Source organism: Phaeobacter sp. A36a-5a (assembly GCF_037911135.1).
Classification (GTDB): domain Bacteria; phylum Pseudomonadota; class Alphaproteobacteria; order Rhodobacterales; family Rhodobacteraceae; genus Phaeobacter; species Phaeobacter bryozoorum.
Genome location: NZ_JBBLYU010000001.1, coordinates 1,004,002 through 1,024,261 on the forward strand (window position 1 = coordinate 1,004,002; position 20,260 = coordinate 1,024,261).

Below are 20,260 nucleotides of genomic sequence, written 5' to 3' on the forward strand. Positions count from 1 at the left end.
GGGCACATGACCTGATCGCGGGCGGTTGCTGCCGCAGCGCTGGATCTCATCTTTGGAGATCGTACCGGGGCAAGCCGGTAGGAATACCAATGGCTTGCCCCGCAGTTTGTTGTGATCAGCCGATCTCGGCAAGGCGCGCCAGCGCTTCCTTCACCTTGGCTTCTTCTTCCTCGCGCAGGTTCAGGTTTTCGCGGGCCTCGGCGACCACCTCTTCGGGGGCGGAGGCCGCGAATTTGGGGTTGTTGAGACGTCCGCGCAGGCCGCCCAGCTCCTTGGCCAGCTTGCCCAGGGTCTTCTCCAGACGCGCCTTTTCGGCGTCCACGTCGATGACATCCGCCAGCGGCAGACCGAAGGAGGCACCGGGGGCGGCGACGCTTGCGCAGCCCTTGGGGAAGGTGTCGACCTGTTCCAGCGTGGTGATGCGGGCCAGTTTCTGGATCATCGCCTCGTTCTTCTCCCAGGCGCTGCGCGCCTGATCGGAGAATTCTGTCACCACCATCGGGATCTTGGCGCCCGCCGGGACGTGCATCTGCGCGCGGGTGGAGCGGATGTTCTCGATCGCGGTGATCACCCAGTTCATTTCGGCGTCCGCATCGGCGTTCAACAGCTCGGTGCCATAGGTCGGCCAGTCTTCATGCACCAGCATGTTTGACCGCTTGGCGGTATTGCCCCACAGCTCTTCGGTGATGAAGGGCATGATCGGATGCAGGAGGATCATGCACTGATCCAGCACCCAGCCCAGCGTCTGCCGGGTTTCGGCGATCACCGCCTCATCCTCGGAGCCGAACAGTGGTTTGCTGAGTTCGATGTACCAGTCGCAGACCTTGCCCCAGACAAAGGCGTAGAGGCCGAGGGCGGCGTCGTTGAAGCGGAAGGCCTCAAGGGCGGCGTCCACCTCGACCCGGACCTTGGCGGTTTCGCCGATGATCCACTGGTTCACGGCAGCCTTGGCATCGGGGATGTCATAGGCGGGGGTGTCGGCGTCATAGACATTGTTGAAATGGGCGAAGTTCACCGCATTCCACAGTTTGGTGCCAAAGTTGCGGTAGCCTGCGATGCGCTGCATGTCGAGCTTCAGCACGCCACCAAGGCTGGCCATCGCCGCATTGGTAAAACGCAGCGCGTCGGCGCCGTATTCGTCGATGATCTCCAGCGGGTCGACCACGTTGCCGGTGGATTTCGACATCTTCTTGCCCTTGGCATCGCGGACGAGGCCGTGGAGGTAGACGGTGTCAAACGGGATGCGCTGTTCGACCGGCAGATCCTGATCCAGAACCGCCAGCTGCATCATCATCATCCGCGCCACCCAGAAGAACAGGATGTCTTGGCCTGTGACCAGCGTCGAGGTCGGGAAATATTTCGAGGTGTCCTCAGACCATTCCGGCCAGCCAAGCGTGCCGATGGGCCAGAGGCCTGAAGAGAACCATGTGTCCAGCACGTCGGGGTCGCGCCAGATTGGAATAACTCCCGGGTTTTCATGCCAGAAATCGAAAGATTCGTCCCGATTTTCGACGATCTGTACTTCTGTGCCGTAGTATGCCTTCGCCTTGGCGAGCACTGCATCGTTGCTTTCCGCACAAAAGTACGTCTGTGCGCCGCTTGCAGACGGAAACATCACTTCGTTCCACGCATCTTCTCTGGGAGAAACTTCCGGCGGGCTGTATTTTCCTTTCGCCAAAGATTCTTCGAGCTTATCAACTACAGCAGTGCCCTTTTCGTCCGTCCTAAGTGGCCCGTACCAAACCGGGATCTGGTGGCCCCACCACAGCTGGCGCGAGATGCACCAGGGCTCGATGTTTTCCAGCCAGTGGTAATAGGTCTTCTCGCCGCTTTCCGGCAGGATCTTGACGGTGCCGTCTTTCACCGCGTCCAGCGCCGGGCCAACGATTTTGGCGGCGTCCACGAACCACTGGTCGGTCAGCATCGGCTCGATCACCACTTTGGAGCGGTCGCCAAAGGGCTGCATGATCGGCTTGTTCTCGACATAAGGCGTGGTCTCGGTCACCTCGGTCTCGTTGCCGTCCTCATCCTTCACCGTTCTGCTGGTGGTCTGCATCACGGCGAGACCTTCGGCGGTGATGTCAGCGACCACGCGTTTGCGTGCCTCGAAACGGTCCAGGCCACGGTATTCTTCCGGCACCATGTTCATCGCGGCGATGCTGGCTTCGGTGAACTCTGCCTCGCCATTGGCGATGGCCTGTGCTTTGGCGGCTTCCTCGGCATAGGGCGCGCCGTCGCTGCGCATATTCGCCTTGGTATCCATCAGGTTATACATCGGAATGCCGCCGCGTTTGGCGACCTGATAGTCATTGAAATCATGCGCGCCGGTGATCTTAACGGCACCAGAGCCGAAATCCTTGTCCGGGTATTCATCAGTGATGATCGGGATCAGGCGGCGGTGCTCCTTGGGGCCGACCGGGATTTCGCACAGCTTGCCCACAATAGGCGCGTAGCGTTCATCCGAAGGATGCACAGCCACCGCGCCGTCGCCCAGCATGGTTTCGGGACGGGTGGTGGCGATGGAGATATAGTCGCGCTCTTCCTCGAGGATGACATTGCCGTCCTCGTCCTTCTCCACATAGGTGTAGGTGGCCCCACCGGCGAGCGGGTATTTGAAGTGCCACATGTGGCCCGCAACCTCGATATTCTCCACCTCAAGGTCGGAGATCGCAGTTTCGAAATGCGGGTCCCAGTTCACCAGCCGCTTGCCACGGTAGATCAGCCCCTTGTTGTACATCTCAACAAAGACCTTGATCACCGCATCGTGGAAATTGGGCGAATTCTCATGGCCCGTGCGGGTGTCGCCCGCAGCGCCGGCCATGGTGAAGGCGGTGCGGTCATAGTCACAGGAAGCGCCAAGGCGCTTCAGCTGGTTGATGATGGTGCCGCCGGATTGTTCTTTCCATTCCCAGATCTTTTCCAGGAACTTCTCGCGGCCCAGTTCTCCGCGGGAGGGCTGCTGGGTCTGGGCCAACATGCGCTCCACCACCATCTGGGTGGCGATGCCCGCGTGATCGGTGCCGGGCTGCCAGAGCGTGTCATACCCCTGCATCCGTTTCCAGCGGATCAGGATGTCCTGAAGCGTGTTGTTGAAGGCATGGCCCATGTGCAGGACGCCCGTGACATTCGGGGGCGGGATCATGACGCTGTAGGTTTCGCTGCGCTTGGCGTTTGCACCTGCGCGGAAACAGCCTGCCTTTTCCCAGGCCTCGGAAAGCCGGGTTTCGGCTTCGGCTGCGTTAAATGTCTTGTCCATCGCCATCGGAATGTCCTGCCTGCGTATCCATCTAATCGGCTCATCCCATAGCGAATGGCGGGGGAAAGGGAAAGGCTCGATAGGAGGCGGCGGTGCTGGCGGGGCGGTGTTGGCGGATGATTTTTGAAAAACCAAAATTAAATTGGAACGATCGCGGTGATAACGGCGTTTTAAGCTTAATCCGGCACGGTTGGTGGTGGGGATATCGGGATGCAGATGACAGTGAGTGATGTCGCGCCCGGGTCACCGAGGTGGAGTTCCAAGCCGCCTTTGTCCACAGGGATCTCCCTCGGATCCTGATTGCCGATGTCTATGGTTTCAAGCCGCCCGGGCGCCCTTGATGCGGATACCGCAGGGGCGGCCGGGCGCACGACTTTTCACGTTTTCCAGGGTTTGAATGTGGTGAGGCGCGTTGGCACGTGTTGCGGCGAGTGGGAACACTATTGGCCGGTGCGGTCCAGTTTGGTTGCGAGATGGATCAGGCTTTCGGAAGAGCGCACGCCGCGTGCCTCGCCGATGCGGTCAATGGTTTCGTCCAGCTCCGCCGTGGTCTGCGCCACCACCTGTGCCAGAAGGTCAAAGCGCCCCGAGGTGGTATGGACCACCTCGACGCCGGGTAAGCCGCGCAGCCGGGCCAGCACCTCGGGGCCGGAGCGGGGTTCAATCGAGATCAGCACCGTCGCCTGAAGCGGCGGACGCGCCTGCGACGAGGTGCGCAGCGTGTAGCCGCTGATCACGCCTGAGGTCTCCAGCCGCTCGATCCGTGCCTGCACCGTCGTGCGCGCCAGCCCCAGACGCCGGGCCAGATCCGCCACAGGGCGGCGGGCGTTCTCGCGCAGGAGCGTCAGCAGATGTTGGTCGGTTTCGTCGGTTTGCATGTTTGACCTGCGATATGACGGTGAATTTCGTCACTATAGTCAATGTGACGAGCGAAATCGACGGGATTTCGGCGGAAACTGATAAAAACACCACCGAATATTCCAATTAGGGCCGTTCCCCATGCAGCAGATCCCACCCCTCTGGCTTTCCCCTGAAACTCATCTGGCGCGCAGCACCCCGGATCATCCGATCCTCTATTTCTCGCCGCGGGTGCTGCATGATGTGGCCAACCGCTTTCAAAAAGGCTTTCCGGGGCTGGTGACCTATGCGGTGAAGGCCAACCCGCATCCTGCTGTGCTGTCCAATCTGGTGGCGGCGGGGATCACCGGTTTTGATGTGGCGTCGCCTGCGGAAATGGATGCGGTGCGCGCGGCAAGCCCCGATGCGGTGATGCATTACAACAACCCGGTGCGGTCGGAGGTGGAGATCGCTGCAGGGATCGCCCATGGCGTTGCCAGCTGGTCTGTGGATGAGGCCAGCGAGCTGGACAAGCTGGCCGAGGTGCCCAAGACCTGCGAAATCGCCGTGCGCTTTGCGCTGCCGGTGGCCGGTGCCGCCTATGATTTCGGCAGTAAATTCGGGGCCGAACCCGAGCTAGCGATTGAGCTGCTGAAACGGGTGGCAGCTCAGGGCTGGACCCCGGCCTTGTGTTTTCACCCCGGTACCCAATGCGAGGATGAGAGCGCCTGGGTCGAATATGTTCATGCCGCCAAACGGATCGTGGATGCCGCCGGTGTCCGCATTGCCCGGCTCAATGTCGGCGGGGGGTTTGCTGCCAACCGTGACGGGGTGGCGCCGGACCTGGAAAAGGTTTTTGCGGCGATTTCAGCTGCCGCCGATGAGGCTTTTGGTGCGGAGAGGCCGCAGCTGATCTGCGAGCCGGGGCGCGCGATGGTCTCTGAAAGCTTTACCCTGGCGGCGCGCGTCAAGGGGATGCGCAAGCAGGGCGCGGTGGTGTTCCTGAACGACGGGATCTATGGCGGGCTGGTCGATATCCGCGACATGGGCCTGCCGGGCCGGGTCGAGGTGGTGGCCGCCGATGGCACCCGCCGGGTGGCGGACTGCCAGCCGCGGGTGGTCTTCGGGCCGACCTGCGACAGCCTGGACCGGCTGCCGGATGGGCTGCCGCTGCCAGGCGACACCCGGATCGGTGACTATGTGCTGTTTCCGGGGCTTGGTGCCTATTCCTCGGCCATGAGCACGCAGTTCAACGGTTATGGGCTGTCGGACGTGGCGACAGTGATCGAGCTGTCTGGACAAGCGCGCCCCTGAGGCTAGTCTCGCTTTTGACAGGATCAACACGGCGGCGCGGGGCGGACCCGGCGCCGCTGTGGACGTTTTGCAGCTGAAACGCGATCCGACACGCAAGGCAGGTCAGGGGCAGTGATGGATAAATTCGGCAAGAGCCAACCCGTGAGACGGGTCGAGGATGTGCGGTTTCTGACCGGGCAGGGGCGCTATCTGGAAGATATCGCGCCAGCCGGGGCGCTGCGGGCCTGGGTGCTGCGCAGCCCTGTCGCCCATGGCACCATCACCCATCTGGATCTCGACATGGCGCGCGAGGCCGACGGCGTCGCGGCGGTGCTGGCGTTGGCTGATCTTGAGGCAGCTGGACTGATCGTGGGCATGGACGGTGCCGTGGTGACCAACCGCGATGGCAGCAAGGCAGCTGCGCCCGAACGGCCAATGCTGGCGCGCGAGCGGGTTCGATTTGTCGGTGAGCCGATTGCGGTGGTGATTGCCGAGACGCTGGATCAGGCGCGTGACGCAGGTGAGATGATCGAGCTTGATATCGACGATCTGCCGGCGAAACTGGATCTGGTCGCCGGGGGCGAGCAGCTGCACCCGGAGGCGCCTGACAACCGGGCCTTTGACTGGGGCATGGGCGATGAGGCCGCGACGGACGCCGCATTCGCCGCTGCCGCCCACCGGGTGGCGCTACAGGTCGAAGACAACCGGATCATTGTCAACACGATGGAGCCGCGCGGCTGTTTTGCGCGCTGGGCCGATGGCCGGTTGCAGTTCACCTATGGCGGTCAGGGCGTCTGGGCGATGAAAAAGCAGCTCAGCGATAAGCTGGGACTGGCGCCCGAGGCGGTGCATGTCACCACACCGGATGTTGGTGGCGGCTTTGGCATGAAGGCGATGCCGTACCCAGAGTATTTCGCGGTTGCCCATGCCGCGCGGTTGCTGGGTCGGCCGGTTCTGTGGATCTCGGACCGTACCGAGGCGATGCTGAGCGATAATGCCGGGCGCGATCTGACCTCTCTGGCGGAGCTGGCCTTTGATGCGGATCTGCGCATTACCGGCTACCGGGTCCACAGCCATTGCAACCTTGGCGCCTATAATTCACATTTCGGCCAGCCGGTGCAGACGCAGCTGTTCAGCCGGGTGCTGGCCGGGGTCTATGACATCCGCGCCACCTGGCTGCGGGTTGAGGGGATCTATACCAATACCGCTCAGGTCGATGCCTATCGCGGGGCCGGTCGGCCGGAGGCGATCTATGTGCTGGAGCGGGTGATGGATCACGCCGCTCACGCGCTGGGCGTCGACCCATGGGAGCTGCGGCGACGCAATTTTATCCGCGCCGACCAGTTTCCCTACCAGACCGCAACGGATGAGACCTATGACGTCGGCGATTTCCACCAGCTGCTGGCGCGCACCGAAGAGGCGGCAGATCTGGCGGGATTCGCTGGGCGCAAGGCCGCTGATGCGGAACGCGGAAATTTACGGGGCGTTGGGCTGTGTTACTATATCGAAAGTATTTTGGGCGATCCTTCTGAAAGCGCGGAGGTCGCCTTTGAAGCGGAGGGTCGGGTGAGCATCTATGTCGGAACGCAGAGCAACGGGCAGGGCCATGAAACGGTCTATGCGCAGTTTCTTGCGGATCAGACCGGAATCCCTGCCGCTGATATCACCGTGGTGCAGGGCGACAGCGACAGGATTGCCCAGGGCGGCGGCACCGGCGGATCGCGTTCGGTGACCACCCAGGCCAATGCCACGCTTGCAGCCGTCGATGTGATGATCGCCGCCTTTACCCCCTTCCTTGAGGAGGAGCTGGGCGTCGCCCATGGCTCCGTCACCTTTGACGGGGAACGGTTCACTGCCCCGGGCAGCAACCAGCGGCCAAGCCTGGTGGAGGCCGCAGAGATGGCCCGTGCGCAAGGCCGCCACGAGTTGCTGCGTCACGCGGCACGGGCCAAACTGCCGGGGCGTTCGTTTCCAAACGGAGCCCATGTTGCCGAGATCGTGATCGACCCGGAAACCGGGCTGAGCCATGTTGATCGCTACACGGTGGTTGATGACTTTGGCAATCTCATCAACCCGTTGCTGGCTGAAGGTCAGGTTCATGGCGGGGTGGTGCAGGGGCTGGGGCAGGCGATTCTGGAGCGTGTCGTCTACGATGCCGACGGGCAGCTGCTCACAGCATCGTTTATGGACTATGCCTTGCCGCGTGCCGCCGATGTGCCGATGATTGAGGTAGGCTTTGCGCCAGTGCCATCGACCCAGAACCCGATGGGTATGAAAGGTTGCGGCGAGGCCGGAACCGTGGGGGCGCTGGCGGCGGTTGCCAATGCGGTGCAGGACGCGGTCCGGGAGCGCGGCGTTCAGCAGATAGAGATGCCGTTTACACCACTTAGACTATGGGAAGCATTGAGGAATGTCGCTGACGCAGCTGAGTAAGAGGATCCTGGGATGGCTTGGGCGGCCTTTGCGCTCCGAGCATTCCGCCGAGACCAAGCTGCGTGGGCCGCAGGCGCATGTGATCATCCTGGATGGCACCATGTCGACGCTGGAACCCGGACATGAGACCCATGCGGGCATGGTCTACCGGCTGTGCCGCGAGGTCGGCCCGCAGGTTTCGGTGTTCTATGAGGCCGGTGTGCAATGGCAGAGCTGGCGCAAGACGACGGATGTGATGATCGGGCGCGGCATCAACCGTCAGATCCGCCGAGCCTATGGCTATCTTGCCTCGCGCTATCGTCCTGGCGACCGGATCTACCTGATGGGCTATTCGCGGGGGGCCTATGCGGTGCGCTCCCTTGCGGGGGTCATTGACGAGGTGGGGCTGCTGAAGGCCGAACATGCCACGGTGCGCAATATCCGCACCGCCTACCGGCATTATCAATGCGGCGGGGCCTCGGCCAGCGGGATGCGTAATCATACCGCCACCAGCCTGCCGCCCGTGGCAGAGACGGGCGCAGAGACGGCCCCTGAACCCGATGCGACCGGTCATGGGCAGGCAATGGCGCAGACCGGAGCCTGTGTCGCCTCCACCTTCAGCGAGCGGTATTGCCACCGAAATGTGGAGATCGAAATGGTGGGGGTCTGGGATACGGTGAAGGCGCTGGGTCTGCGCCTGCCGCTGCTATGGCGCTGGGCGGAGCGGCGACACGGATTTCACAACCATCAGCTGGGCCGACATGTGAAGAACGGCTTTCACGCGCTTGCGCTGGACGAAACCCGCCGGGTGTTTGAGCCGGTTCTCTGGGAATGCCCGGATGGTCACGACGGCAAGGTTGAGCAGGTCTGGTTTCGCGGCAGCCATGGCGATGTCGGCGGGCAGCTGGGCGGGTTCGAAGCGGCGCGGCCGCTGTCAAATGTCTCGCTGGTGTGGATGCTGGAACGGGCAGAAAACTGTGGCCTACCGCTGCCGCGCGACTGGCGGATGCGGTTTCCGGTTGATCCGACGGCGCCCTCCGTCGGGACCTGGCGCGGCTGGGGCAAGATTTTCCTGCTGCGCGGCAAGCGGCGGGTCGGGCTGGACAGCAGCGAGAGGCTGCACAGCAGCGTTGGCGCCAATGCCACCGACAAACGTCTGGCGCATTGGCAATCAGAGATGTCGAAGGCAGCCCGCTAGGCGGGCAGTAGGGCGCGCCATTGTCTGTGAGCGGCTGTGGGGGCCGGGATGGTGGATGCGCTGATGACGAGCACACAGCTGCGGGCAAAACCTGGCGGCTGCGGGAAGAACACTCATAGTCGTTGATCCGAAAGGGGGCAGGCCTGAAGGCAGGTTGCGGCTGAAGTATTCGCCGCGCTGGAGGAGCTGTGAGGGCAGGGAGATGTATGTTCCTGGTTCATCATATCCTGCGGCAATTTTCTGTGACATATGGCGCGGCCGCGAAAGTCATAGAGATGCCGACAGTTATGCCTCTTTGACCAGATGCGGTGCGTTCTCCGCGTCCTCAAGAAAAGCGCGCCAGGCTCGACCGCCCAAACACCCAGGATTTCGGACCCAGTCCGGCCCTTCACCACGAGCGTGCAACGGTCCGGAGCGCAGGACGGGGACGAAGCCGCGACGGCGGCAGGGGCGCTCGGTGATACCGTTGCGGGATGATCTGACGACTGAGATTTTGGGAATGGGCGTGTCTGTCTGACGATTGGGGTCTCTCAATCAACAGACAGGGAGTTTCCCATGGCGGACATGAAGTTGACACCGCTTCGAGAGCGGATGATCGAAGATATGCGGATCAAAGGGCTCGGGGAGAGTTCGCAGAAGGCGCACATCCGGGCCGTTCGATTTTCTTGGCCGATCGCCGGATACTGCAACGCCCGAAGACCTGCGCGCTTACCAGCTGCATATGGTGAACACGAATGTCACCCCGTCGACCAACAATGCGGGGCTTGTGGGTTTGCGGTTCTTTTTCGAGACGACGTGTAAACAGCCCGCGATGAAGGATTGCCTGCACTTTCGCACGGAACCGCGCAAGCTTCCGGTGGTGTTCAGCGCCGAAGAGGTGTTCGAGATACTCAGGGTCGCGCCCGGCCCTCGGCTTAAGTATCGAGCGGCGCTCAGTATTTCCTACGGTACAGGGGTGCGCGCGTCGGAAGTTTGCAATCTCAAGGTCACGGATATCGACAGCGATCGGATGTTGATCCACGTCGAAAAGGGCAAGGGCGGCAAGGATCGCAAGGTGACGCTGTAGCCCGGATTGCTGGAGCTTCTGCGTGACTCCTGGCGTGAGGCTCCACCGGATGGCTGGCTCTTTCCCGGAAAGCCCCGGATCAACCCGCTCTCACGGCGGCAATTGCATCGCGCCTTCAGCGCAGCCAACTGCGCCCCACGTCGGCCATCGAGATCCGTCGCACGGAAGCGCTCGGCGCCCGTGTCGGCTTGACCAGCGTGCTGCACAGCTGGGGATCAGCGTCGTGCTGAAAGCACGCCTCCGGCGTGGCCCCATCATCCCCAAATCCACATGATCGTCCCGGGTGGCGGCCTGCCGCCGGACGGCACCCTGTGGGTTGCCTGCAAACCTGGGTTTGTTCTGCATGTGCGCATGCTGTCGCGGCTGTCCCGGCGGGTGTATGTCGAAGGCCTGATGGCCCTGCACCGCGCAGGACAACTGAGGTTCTCTGGTGATCTCACCGTACTGGCATACCTGTCCCGCTAAACCCACGGCATCGCCATCTCCAAACACCGCCTGGTCAGCGCTGATGCAAACACCGTGGTCTTCAAATGGACACACTACCGGATCAATAGTGGGGATCGCATGAAGACAATGCGGCTCAATACGTATGAGTTCATCCGCCGCTTCCTGATGCACGTCCTGCCAAACCGGTTCCATCGCATGCGCCATTAAGGCTTCCTGGCAGGTGCCGGTCGCAAAGAGGCTTTGCCCCAATGCAATCCATGCGTCGCAACGGGGGCCAAACCGACGCAGTAAGGCCGATAAACGAGACCAACCCCATGCCAAAGGCACCGGCGCGGAGCCTCCAAACTCAGAAAAACCCGCGAAACTCTAACCGATATTTTGGACCGATGTCTGCGCTTTCCCGATAGCACGGCGCTTCCATCCCGTGGCTTCCACCGTGTCAGATTGGTTAACGCGGTCCACACCGTATGACACGAGCCTAACCAACTGATCCAAATGAAAAAATATTAGATAAAACGGGCTTTCGCTGCGGCTGCGCCAGGATCAGTTTTGATGATTTAGCGGCGTCAAAACCGGTCCTTTCCGCCGGTGTTAGAAACTGTTGAGTCTTGGCAAAGAGTGCTGCCTTCGGCGCTGTTAACTGGAAGCCGCACTCTTTTTATTGATGGATCGAGCGAGAGCCTCTCTTAGAGCTCAAGACCAAACGTAATTGCGTCAATCAGCTGCAAGTGCGCAGTGGTGCGATCCGCGCCTTTCGGGTCCGTGCAGATCGGGTCGTCCTGCTCCTCTTCAAGCAACGCGGCGGCACCAGATTTGCAGGTGCCGAGGAACGTGAAGTGGTTTGCCGCTGCAATCTCAACGTATGTTGCATCGGGCAACCTGTTCGCGAGGTCATTTCCATCCGGTCCCACGTCAACAGCTCCGAGTCTGTCTGCATCACCCAGGTTGATGAGAGTAATCCCCGCCAAAGCGCCCTGGAGCGTCCCTGGATCAGCGGCACCGCCAAAGCCGGGGTCGACAATCACGGCCCGTGATATGCGCGGGTCGCGTGCATCCGCTTCGAAACCGGGGTAGTCGGCAAACCGTACTCCGCCACGGCGGAAGAAAACGCAATCAGCAGCATCGGGACCAGTGCTGCAATTCGTGTCTTGCGCAGCACCATCGAAGCGGACGCCGGCCATTCCGAGAGCGGTGGTCCCGCCCAAGGAGAATCCGACGACGCCAATCCGATCTGGATCGATGAATGGCGCAAAAGCAGGGTCAGCGAGGATCATGTCGAGCGCGGCCGTCAGGTCATTTGCGCGCGCGCCCAGATCAACCGATCGGCGAGGGGAACTATCGCCGCTTGTGGATCCCGGATGGTTCACCGCCAAAACAATCGCCCCGTTCGCGACAAGGCCGCTTGTCAGCCATCCCAGGCTATCGGAATTACCGCCTGATCCATGGGACAAAAGTACAAGCGGATGCTCTCCCTGTGCAATGGCGGGGCCAATGAACGCGAAGGTCGGGTCGAAGATCGGACCATCGCCGACAGGCGCGCGATATGTGGGGTTCGCTGCCGGATACCAAATCGAGGCGGCGATGGGGCTGGCGCGGTGGTCGGCCGTCAGATCGAACCGGTCATAACCGGGCAGCATATCCGCCGCAACCGGAGCCGCGATTGGCAATCCAAGCATGGTGAGAAGGGCAAGGCGTTTCATGGGAACCTCCGTTTTTAAACGCATGCCAATTGATGTGCGGATAAAGGCAGTTTATCGCGTCCTATTTTCGGGATTCAGGTCGTCACAATCCGGATTTTGGACAATAGTCGTGGCATGCCCATGCTCCCGATCCCTGCTTTTGCAGCCATTGTCCTCGCGTATCTTGCCGCTCGCACCTTTATGTCAGAGGGCAGGCCGCTGCTTGTCGCCTTCCTTACCGCCTGCGCGGTTCAATCTCTTCTGGTCGCTCTGGTTCTGGGCTACGACATTGCGTGGCTCAGGCCCATTTTGCCAGTCAGTGCCACGGTCATCCCGCCGCTCGCCTGGATCACATTGCAGGATGCCCTGATCAGCCGGATATCGCTGCGTCAAACCGTGCTGCACGGCGCGGCCCCGTCATTTACACTGTTCTGTCGTGTCTTCGCGCCCGAGACGACGGATATCGTCGTGCCGCTAGTCTTTACTGGCTATGGCTGCGCGATCCTATATCTGTTGCACAGCGCCACAGACATGCCCCTTGCCCGGCTGGACGCCGGGCAAGTCCCTAAGGTTCTTTGGCAGGTCCTGGGCTGGGCGTTGATTGCTTCCGCCCTCAGCGACGTTCTCATCGCGGTCGCCTTCATGACGGGCAACGAAAAATGGGCTGGATGGCTGATCACCTTCTCTTCGTCTCTGGTGCTTGTGCTTTTGGGGTTGCTCAGTGGCAGCCCCTCTGCAGCGGGTGTGGTTGGCGAAGACCCAGATGAGCCAGCTCCACGCCCCAGAGAAACGAGTAAAGAGGACATCGAAATCCTGGAAGTGCTTGAGACGTTTTTGAGGCGCGAGCCCATGCATCTTGATCCCAACCTGAGCTTGTCGCGGCTTTCGCGCCGCTTGCATCTGCCGGAGAAGCGCCTTTCGATGGCCGTCAACCGCGCGACCGGTGCCAATGTCTCTCGCTACATCAATAGCTGGCGCATTCGTCATGCCTGCAAGCTTATCGAGGATGGTGCAACCGTCACCGATGCGATGCTGGATAGCGGTTTCAACACCAAATCGAACTTCAATCGAGAATTTGTACGAGAGACCGGCGTTCCGCCGAGCCAATGGAAACGCGGAGTGCAACCATCTGCAAATGTGGCGCGGATTTTCGACGCGGGCAAAGGTGCTTGAACCGGTAAGCGTTTGAACATTATCCCCCTGCAAGCCGCCAGGCGCAAGAAACGGCCCTTTTGCCACGCACAGCCTGAAGCCCGAAGTCTCCAGAAAATCTCGCGCCACAACCCTGTGGCAAAACCTCGTTTGGTTTTAGCATGTTTTGGGCTGCCGACGGCCGACCTGTCATTCGTCGCCCCGCAGCATTCCTACACGTTGGGCTCAAACTGTTCGTCTGGAGCACCTTCCGCGAACGGCTGGTTTTGCGCTCCGCTGCCTCCGGTGCAACCCGCAGCATCCCATGAAGCAACTTGGCCCTGGCGAGCGTCCGCTTCCGGGGAAATGACCACGGAGTTTCGCACCAGCAGCATCTTTGGCGCGGCACCACTTATCTACGACAGCTTTGGGCTGCGTCCTTCCCTTAGCTGAGTATCCATTGGGGTACTGGATTGTGACTTTATCGACTAATTCAGAGACCGAATCATCACCGTGAACTGCAGCGCCCTTCCTGCGCTGGAAGGTTTGTGGCTTTTTCCGAAGCTTGGGGATCCATCCCCTGGATTGACGGAAAAGACCTCTTAAAAGCGCTGATTTGTGCTCTCGACGCATGATTGCCGCCTTGACGCGGTCGGGTCCTTTCGGAAGAAATAACGGCATGGCGTTTATGGCACATATTCTTCGGCTGATCAGGGTGACTGCTACATGTGCAGTGATCATTGTGCTGGGTTTTTCGCTGCCATCCGCCGCGCATACTGTCGCGGGGCACCACGGCAATACGCTGACTGCGCAAAGTGCTAGCAACCACGGCGACGTTGCCGTGATCGCCGCGGCGCAAGACGTTTCCACGGCCGGGGCGCATGATCCCCAGGAGGCGTCGCAAAATGCTGCCGACACTGGAAACTGTTGCCTAGGCGCCTGTATGGCGGTTGGCGTGATCTCCCTGGAGTCGGCGGAAATCGCCCTCAAGCGCCCAGTGCGCTGGCGGCAAGCAGCTTCGCAGCTGCCGTCCCAGCAACTGAACTCCCTGCTGCGTCCTCCGAAAGCCTGAAACATCTGAACCGTTTTTAACGGCCGCTAATCACTCCTGCACATCCATGCAGGAGCCGCGCAGATATTTCTCAGGAAAAACACATGAAATCTCTCTTACTGGCCGGGGCGGGCGCCCTGCTGCTGGGGGCGTGCGCCAAGTCACCGGCGGCGCTGCCCGATACCGCAGACTTGCAACGTGCCGCCGCGCCCTCCGGCCCCTACCGGTCCCTGAATTACCAGTCCCCTTTCAGGGGATTTGAAAACCACACGCCCCGCGGCCCTGCGTCCTGGCGCGGTGTCAACGGGCAGCAGCAGGAGAACCACTGATGACAGCGAAAACTTGGCGCGTTCTTTTGGCGTCGCCCCTGGTGCTGGCCGCCTGTTCGGCGGCGGTGCCGGAGAAATACACCAGCCCGCAGGCCGGGTTTCAGGAGGTCGCCAGCCAAACCGCGGCCGCAATCGGCAAGCGCACGGCCTTTGCGCGGACACAGGCCCAGAACGAGGCGCTGGCGAAAGAAGTCCGGCAGTTGGTGCAGGGCAAGACAATCTCTGCCGATACCGCGGTGCAGGCGGCGCTTTTGAACAATAAAGGCCTGCAGGCGTCTTATGCCGCAGTCGGGCTGTCGGCGGCGGAGGCCTGGCAGCAGATGACGCCGGAGAACCCGGTGGTCTCGATCGGCCTGATGGGGATCGGCGCGCCGGAACTGGGCCTGTACCGGGCTCTGGAATCCACCATCGCCGTGAACCTGCTGGACGTGAAGACCCGCAAGCAGCGCATCGCCGTGGCTGAGACGCAGTTTCAGCAGGCGCAGCTGAATGCGGTGAACGATACGCTGGCATTGGCGGGGCAGACCCGGCTGGCCTGGATCAATGCCGTGGCGGCCTTTGAGCGGCTGAGCTATCTGCGCCAGGCTGGCGAGACAGCAGCGGCGGGGGCAGAGCTGGCCAGCCAGCTGGGTAGGACCGGCGCGCTGAACAAGGCGAGCCAAGCGCGGGAGTTCGCCTTTAACGCGGAGCTTGCAGGGCAGGTGGCCCGGGCGCAGCTGGAAGCAAAGCTCGCCAAGGAGGAGCTGACCCGGCTGATGGGGCTGTGGGGCAGCGATGCCAATTACCATGTGCCCGACGCGCTGCCGCCGCTGCCCAAGTCGCTGAGCAAAGTGCCGGCCATCGAAAAGGCGGCGCTGCAGAACCGGGTGGACCTGCAGGTGGCCAAGCTGGGGCTGGAAGCGCAGGCCCGGGCCTTTGGCCTGACGGACCGGACCCGGCTTGTCACCGACCTCGAGCTGATTGCCGGGGTGGAGTCCGAGCGCGAGCGGGAGGACGGGGAGACGGAAACCGAAACCCTGCCACAGCTGGAGCTGGAGTTCGCCATCCCGGTGTTCGACACCGGCAAGGCGCGGATGCGCAAGGCGGAGCTGTCCTACATGCAGGCGGCCAATGCGCTGGCGGAACGGGCGGTCACTGTCCGCTCAGAAGCCCGCAGCGCAGAGCTGGCCTATCACTCCTCTTACGAGATTGCGCGCCACTACCGCGACGTGCTGGTGCCGCTGCGCCGGACAATCGAGGAGGAAGGGCTGCTGAGTTACAACGGCATGATCACCAGCACCTTCGAACTGCTGACAGACGTGCGCGAAAAGCTGGCGGGCTCGCTGGAAGCGGCCAACGCCAAGCGCGATTTCTGGCTGGCGCAGGCCAATGTAGGTGCCGCGATCTATGGCGGCGGCACGGGGTCCGCTCCGCAGGGCGGCAGCGCCGAGATCGCTGCTGGCGGCGGCGAAGGCCATTGAAAGGATCAAATGACATGATGAACAGACGTCAAATGCTTGGGGCCGGCGCGGCGGGGGCTGCGCTGGTGTCCAGCCAGGCCTGGGGCAAGACCGCGAACATGGGGCTGCCCGAGGCCGCCAGCATGAACAGCGCGGCGACCCAGCCGCCGCTGGCCCCTACCACCGGGCCGGACTACAACCCTGTGGTCACCCTGAACGGCTGGACGCTGCCGTTCCGGATGAACAACGGGGTGAAGGAATTCCACCTGGTGGCCGAGCCGGTCGAGCGCGAGCTGGCCGACGGCATGACCGCCCATCTGTGGGGTTACAACGGCCAGTCCACCGGTCCCACCATCGAGGCGGTGGAGGGCGACCGGGTGCGGATCTTCGTCACCAACAAGCTGCCGGAGCATACCACGGTACATTGGCACGGGCTGATCCTGCCTTCCGGTATGGACGGGGTTGCCGGCCTCAGCCATCCCGGCATCCCGCCCGGCAAGACCTTTGTGTATGAGTTCGACCTGATCAAATCCGGCACCTTCATGTACCACCCGCACGGGGATGAGATGGTGCAGATGGCGATGGGCATGATGGGGATGTTCATCGTGCATCCCAAGGACCCCGCCTTCATGCCCGTCGACCGTGATTTCCTGATCATGCTGAACGCCTTCGACATCGACCCCGGCTCTTATGTGCCGCGGGTGATGGAGATGACAGACTTCAACCTGTGGTGCTGGAACAGCCGGATCTTCCCGGACATCGACCCGCTGGTGGTCAATCAGGGCGACCGGGTGCGGGTCAGGACCGGCAACCTGACCATGACCAACCATCCGATCCACATGCACGGCTACGACTTTGAGGTCACTTGTACTGACGGCGGCTGGGTTCCGCAAAGCGCCCGCTGGCCGGAGGTGTCGATCGACATTCCCGTCGGCGCCATGCGTGCCTATGAGTTCGACGCCGTGCATCCTGGCGACTGGGCGATCCACTGCCACAAGTCCCACCACACGATGAACGCCATGGGCCACGACATTCCGACCTTCATCGGGGCCGACAAGCGCAAGCTGACCGGTCAGATCCGCAAGCTGCAGCCAGAATACATGCCGATGGGCACCTCAGGCATGGCGGATATGGGCGAGATGTCGATGCCGCTCCCCGACAACACCGTGCCGATGATGGCCGGCTGGGGCCCTTACGGGCCGCTGGAAATGGGCGGCATGTTCTCGGTCGTGAAGGTGCGCGAGGGCATCGGCGCAGACGACTACAGCGATCCCGGCTGGTACGAGAACCCGCCCGGCACCCAGGCCTATGAGTGGACCGGACAGCTCCCGGAGACTGCCCGCGTCGAAGACGCGCAGACGCGCATTACCCCCAAACCACCCGTCAAGGGCTGACCAGCCCTTGACCTCAACCAAACCTAATAAGGAAACAAACATGAACAAAGCTCTTTACACCGCCCTTCTTTGCCTACTTCCCGCAGCCCCGGTCTTTGCCGATGGAACACACGGCGGCGGCCATGATGGCGGTATGGAAGTTGGTAAGCCCGGCGACCTGTCCCGCACGGACCGCGAGGTCGCCGTCACCATGATGGAAACCGATGACGGGGAGATGCTGTTTGAGCCTTCCAGCTTTTCTTTTGTTAAGAATGAGACGGTGAAATTTGTGATTACCAACGCCGGTGAGCTGGAGCATGAGTTTGTGCTGGATACGGCAGAGCGTAATGTTCGGCACAAGGCGATGATGGCCGAAATGGAGATGGAACATGATGATCCGAACTCGGTGCGCCTAGATCCGGGTGCAAGCGGAGAGGTCATCTGGACCTTCTCCAATGCAGGCACATTCGAGTTCGCATGCCTGATCCCTGGTCATTATGAATCGGGCATGCACGGGCCGGTTGCCGTGCTGGCTGATAGCGCAGGTAGCTTCACCAAGGGCACGGTAAAAAAGCTCGATACCAAATCTGGCAAGGTTACCATCATCCATGAGGAACTGGTGAACCTGGAGATGCCCGCGATGACCATGGTGTTTCGGGTAGCGGATCACGCGATGCTGGACCAGCTCGAGGTTGGCGATGCCATCGAGTTCGTTGCCGAGCGGATCCAAGGCAAGCTTACCGTGACGGCCCTGAACTAAGTTAGGCGGGAGGCGGGCCATCCCGCTTCCCGTGTTTTCCAGCAGAGAATGCGATGCCCAAATTTCACAGTCTAGCGCATGATGCAGCGGCGGCACTTGGCTTCAGCTATGACAGCAGCGCGCCGGCCTGGCTGCATCCGGTGATGCATCTGGTGCTGGTTCTCGCCCCGGCACTGCTGGCAGCAACCTTGGCGGTTCAGGCGGCCTTGCTGCTGCGCAGGCATCTTCGGACCGTCGTGTCACCTGATGAAGCGATACCGGGGCAAGCAGCCGGAATTCGGGCCAGTCTTCCGCGCCATATCCTGACCGCCACCGGACGGCAGCAGGCAGTCCTGGTTGTGCTGAGCCTGACCGCCATGCCCACCCTCTACCTGACACTTGAACTGCCCAAGCAGATCGTGAACCGTGTTTTTGAAAGCCAAGACGGGACGGCTGCGGTCCTGGGATATGACCTCCCGCAAATCTCGCTGCTGTTTGTGCTCTGCGGCGCCTATCTGGCGGTTATATCGCTCAACGGCCTCAATAAATACTGGCTGAACATCTGCAAGGGTCGGGTCGCCGAGAGCTTCGTGCGCCGGCTCCGCCTTGCAGTCTACCGCCAGTGGCGACGAAAGCACCCCGCGCAGCGCCAGGCTGCCATCATGCCAGTACTTGGTCCCGAGGTTGAGCCTGTCGGCGGCTTTGCCTCCGAACTGCTGGCAGTCCCGCTGCTTCAAGGCGGAACCCTCGCGACAATCCTTCTGTTCATGTTCGTGCAGGATCCGATCCTCGCGGCTGCTGCGCTCACTGTGCTCCCTTTGCAACTGATCATCGTGCCGCGACTGCAGCGGCGGGTAAATGCGGTATCCCGCAAACGTATCCGCGAGATGCGCCTGCTTGGTGGCCATCTGGACTTGCAACTGCGGGAGTTGGGCTCCGGCGTTCTGCCGGTTGCGCAGAGCTTCCGCCAACTGCAGGATCTGCGACTGCAGATCCACCGGCTGAAATTCCTTGCCAAGGCCATCAACAACTTCCTGACAGCCTTGACCCCGTTCCTGTTCTATTCCCTGGGCGGCTATTTTGTTTTGCAGGAGCGCGTCTCGCTGGGTGCGCTTGTGGCGATGCTATCGGCACACAAGGAGTTTTCCTCACCGCTGAAGGATCTGTTCCGTTTCTACCAGCAAAGCGAGGATGTGCGGATCCGCTACCAGGAAATTCGCGCCTTCGCGGCGCTTTCCGGCGGGATACTGAGACCAGCGCCTGACTTCCAAAGATGAAAGAACTTCTCATGAACAAAATCACCACGATCATTGTTGCTGCGACCTGTGCAGCGGGAGCGACCTATTTCGTACTTCGCAGCGCTGGCGGAAACGATGCGGCCCTGCAGGGTTCCGTTTTGGAATACGGTGCCCCCCTTACGGACGTTCAGCTGCCGCACGACTTGAGCCAGACTGCAGCAATCGGCAAACGCGCCTTTGATGCGGTCTGCGCCGAGTGCCATGGTACGAATGCCGCAGGACGAAACGGGATTGGGCCGCCGCTGGTTCATAACATCTATGAACCATCTCACCATGGTGACGCTGCCTTCCTGCTCGCCGTCCGCAACGGAGTGCGGGCACACCACTGGGATTTTGGCAGCATGCCGCCGCAGCAGGGGCTTACTGATGGCGACGTCAGTGGCATCATCCGCTATGTGCGGGAACTGCAGGAAGCAAATGGTATCCGCTAACTAGGGTCAGGCCCCATTGATTTCCGCTTGGCTGGATGGCTCTCGGTTCGAGAATGAGCGGTGAACATGTCTGATCTTTTCTGGCTGAGGGACGCGCAGGTGGCGCGCCGTGAGCCTTATTTTCCGAAGTCCCACGGCGAACCACGCGTTGATGACGGGCGGGTGCTGAGTGGGATTATCTTCATTAATCGCAGTGGCTTACGATGGCGCGATGCGCCTATTGCATATGGCCCGCAGAACACCCTCTAAAACCGTTGGAAGCGGTGGAGCGACAAGGGCAT

15 protein-coding genes and 1 pseudogene are annotated in these 20,260 nt (G+C 61.5%); 13 read left to right on the top strand and 3 right to left on the bottom strand.

What is annotated here, in order from left to right:
* Positions 1–115: 115 nt before the first annotated feature.
* Together WLQ66_RS04730 and WLQ66_RS04735 are read right to left on the bottom strand one after the other, a co-directional pair.
* Positions 116–3,262: a valine--tRNA ligase gene (locus WLQ66_RS04730; protein WP_340545226.1), complete on the bottom strand. Its 3,147-nt coding sequence runs from the start codon at positions 3,260–3,262 to the stop codon at positions 116–118.
* Between the two features lie 434 nt (positions 3,263–3,696).
* Complete coding sequence (locus WLQ66_RS04735; RefSeq protein WP_340545227.1) at positions 3,697–4,134, bottom strand: Lrp/AsnC family transcriptional regulator; 438 nt, start codon at positions 4,132–4,134, stop codon at positions 3,697–3,699.
* A gap of 121 nt (positions 4,135–4,255) precedes the next feature.
* Between WLQ66_RS04735 and WLQ66_RS04740 the strand changes: the two genes are divergently transcribed.
* The 5 genes and pseudogenes from WLQ66_RS04740 to WLQ66_RS04760 all read left to right on the top strand — a co-directional run.
* Positions 4,256–5,407, top strand: coding sequence for a type III PLP-dependent enzyme (locus WLQ66_RS04740; RefSeq protein ID WP_340545228.1), 1,152 nt, complete (start codon positions 4,256–4,258; stop codon positions 5,405–5,407).
* A 114-nt stretch (positions 5,408–5,521) separates the two neighbouring features.
* The gene (locus WLQ66_RS04745) at positions 5,522–7,819 is read left to right on the top strand and encodes a xanthine dehydrogenase family protein molybdopterin-binding subunit (protein ID WP_340545229.1); all 2,298 of its coding nucleotides are present in this window, start codon (positions 5,522–5,524) and stop codon (positions 7,817–7,819) included.
* The gene (locus WLQ66_RS04750) at positions 7,797–8,996 is read left to right on the top strand and encodes a T6SS phospholipase effector Tle1-like catalytic domain-containing protein (RefSeq protein ID WP_340545230.1); all 1,200 of its coding nucleotides are present in this window, start codon (positions 7,797–7,799) and stop codon (positions 8,994–8,996) included. Before WLQ66_RS04745 ends, WLQ66_RS04750 begins: the two co-directional genes overlap by 23 nt.
* Positions 8,997–9,711: 715 nt before the next feature.
* A complete protein-coding gene (locus tag WLQ66_RS04755; RefSeq protein ID WP_416633925.1) occupies positions 9,712–10,062 on the top strand; it encodes a tyrosine-type recombinase/integrase in 351 nt (116 codons plus the stop codon).
* A gap of 170 nt (positions 10,063–10,232) precedes the next feature.
* Positions 10,233–10,713, top strand: a pseudogene (locus WLQ66_RS04760) (transposase); the annotation flags it as partial.
* A gap of 482 nt (positions 10,714–11,195) precedes the next feature.
* Here WLQ66_RS04760 and WLQ66_RS04765 read toward each other — a convergent pair.
* On the bottom strand, positions 11,196–12,209 hold the full coding sequence (locus tag WLQ66_RS04765; protein WP_340545232.1) for an alpha/beta hydrolase family protein: 1,014 nt from the start codon (positions 12,207–12,209) through the stop codon (positions 11,196–11,198).
* Between the two features lie 114 nt (positions 12,210–12,323).
* On the opposite strand from WLQ66_RS04765, the gene WLQ66_RS04770 reads away from it, so the two are divergent.
* The 8 genes from WLQ66_RS04770 (at position 12,324) to WLQ66_RS04805 (ending at position 19,979) form a co-directional block, all read left to right on the top strand.
* Positions 12,324–13,361 (top strand): helix-turn-helix domain-containing protein, encoded by a 1,038-nt coding sequence (locus tag WLQ66_RS04770; RefSeq protein WP_340545233.1) that lies wholly within the window; start codon positions 12,324–12,326, stop codon positions 13,359–13,361.
* A gap of 646 nt (positions 13,362–14,007) precedes the next feature.
* Positions 14,008–14,391, top strand: a complete 384-nt coding sequence (locus WLQ66_RS04775; protein WP_340545234.1) for a hypothetical protein — start codon at positions 14,008–14,010, stop codon at positions 14,389–14,391.
* An 83-nt stretch (positions 14,392–14,474) separates the two neighbouring features.
* Positions 14,475–14,699, top strand: a complete 225-nt coding sequence (locus WLQ66_RS04780; RefSeq protein WP_260084249.1) for a hypothetical protein — start codon at positions 14,475–14,477, stop codon at positions 14,697–14,699.
* Entirely contained in the window at positions 14,699–16,159 is a 1,461-nt protein-coding gene (locus WLQ66_RS04785; RefSeq protein ID WP_340545235.1) for a TolC family protein, read from the top strand. The genes WLQ66_RS04780 and WLQ66_RS04785 overlap by 1 nt, the downstream gene beginning before the upstream one ends.
* Positions 16,160–16,173: 14 nt before the next feature.
* Positions 16,174–17,532, top strand: a complete 1,359-nt coding sequence (locus tag WLQ66_RS04790) for a multicopper oxidase family protein (RefSeq protein ID WP_340545236.1) — start codon at positions 16,174–16,176, stop codon at positions 17,530–17,532.
* Positions 17,533–17,572: 40 nt separating this feature from the next.
* Positions 17,573–18,271: a copper-binding protein gene (locus tag WLQ66_RS04795; RefSeq protein WP_260101378.1), complete on the top strand. Its 699-nt coding sequence runs from the start codon at positions 17,573–17,575 to the stop codon at positions 18,269–18,271.
* A gap of 53 nt (positions 18,272–18,324) precedes the next feature.
* Entirely contained in the window at positions 18,325–19,527 is a 1,203-nt protein-coding gene (locus tag WLQ66_RS04800) for a 6TM ABC transporter family protein (protein WP_340545237.1), read from the top strand.
* Between the two features lie 11 nt (positions 19,528–19,538).
* The gene (locus tag WLQ66_RS04805; protein WP_340545238.1) at positions 19,539–19,979 is read left to right on the top strand and encodes a c-type cytochrome; all 441 of its coding nucleotides are present in this window, start codon (positions 19,539–19,541) and stop codon (positions 19,977–19,979) included.
* Positions 19,980–20,260: the final 281 nt, after the last annotated feature.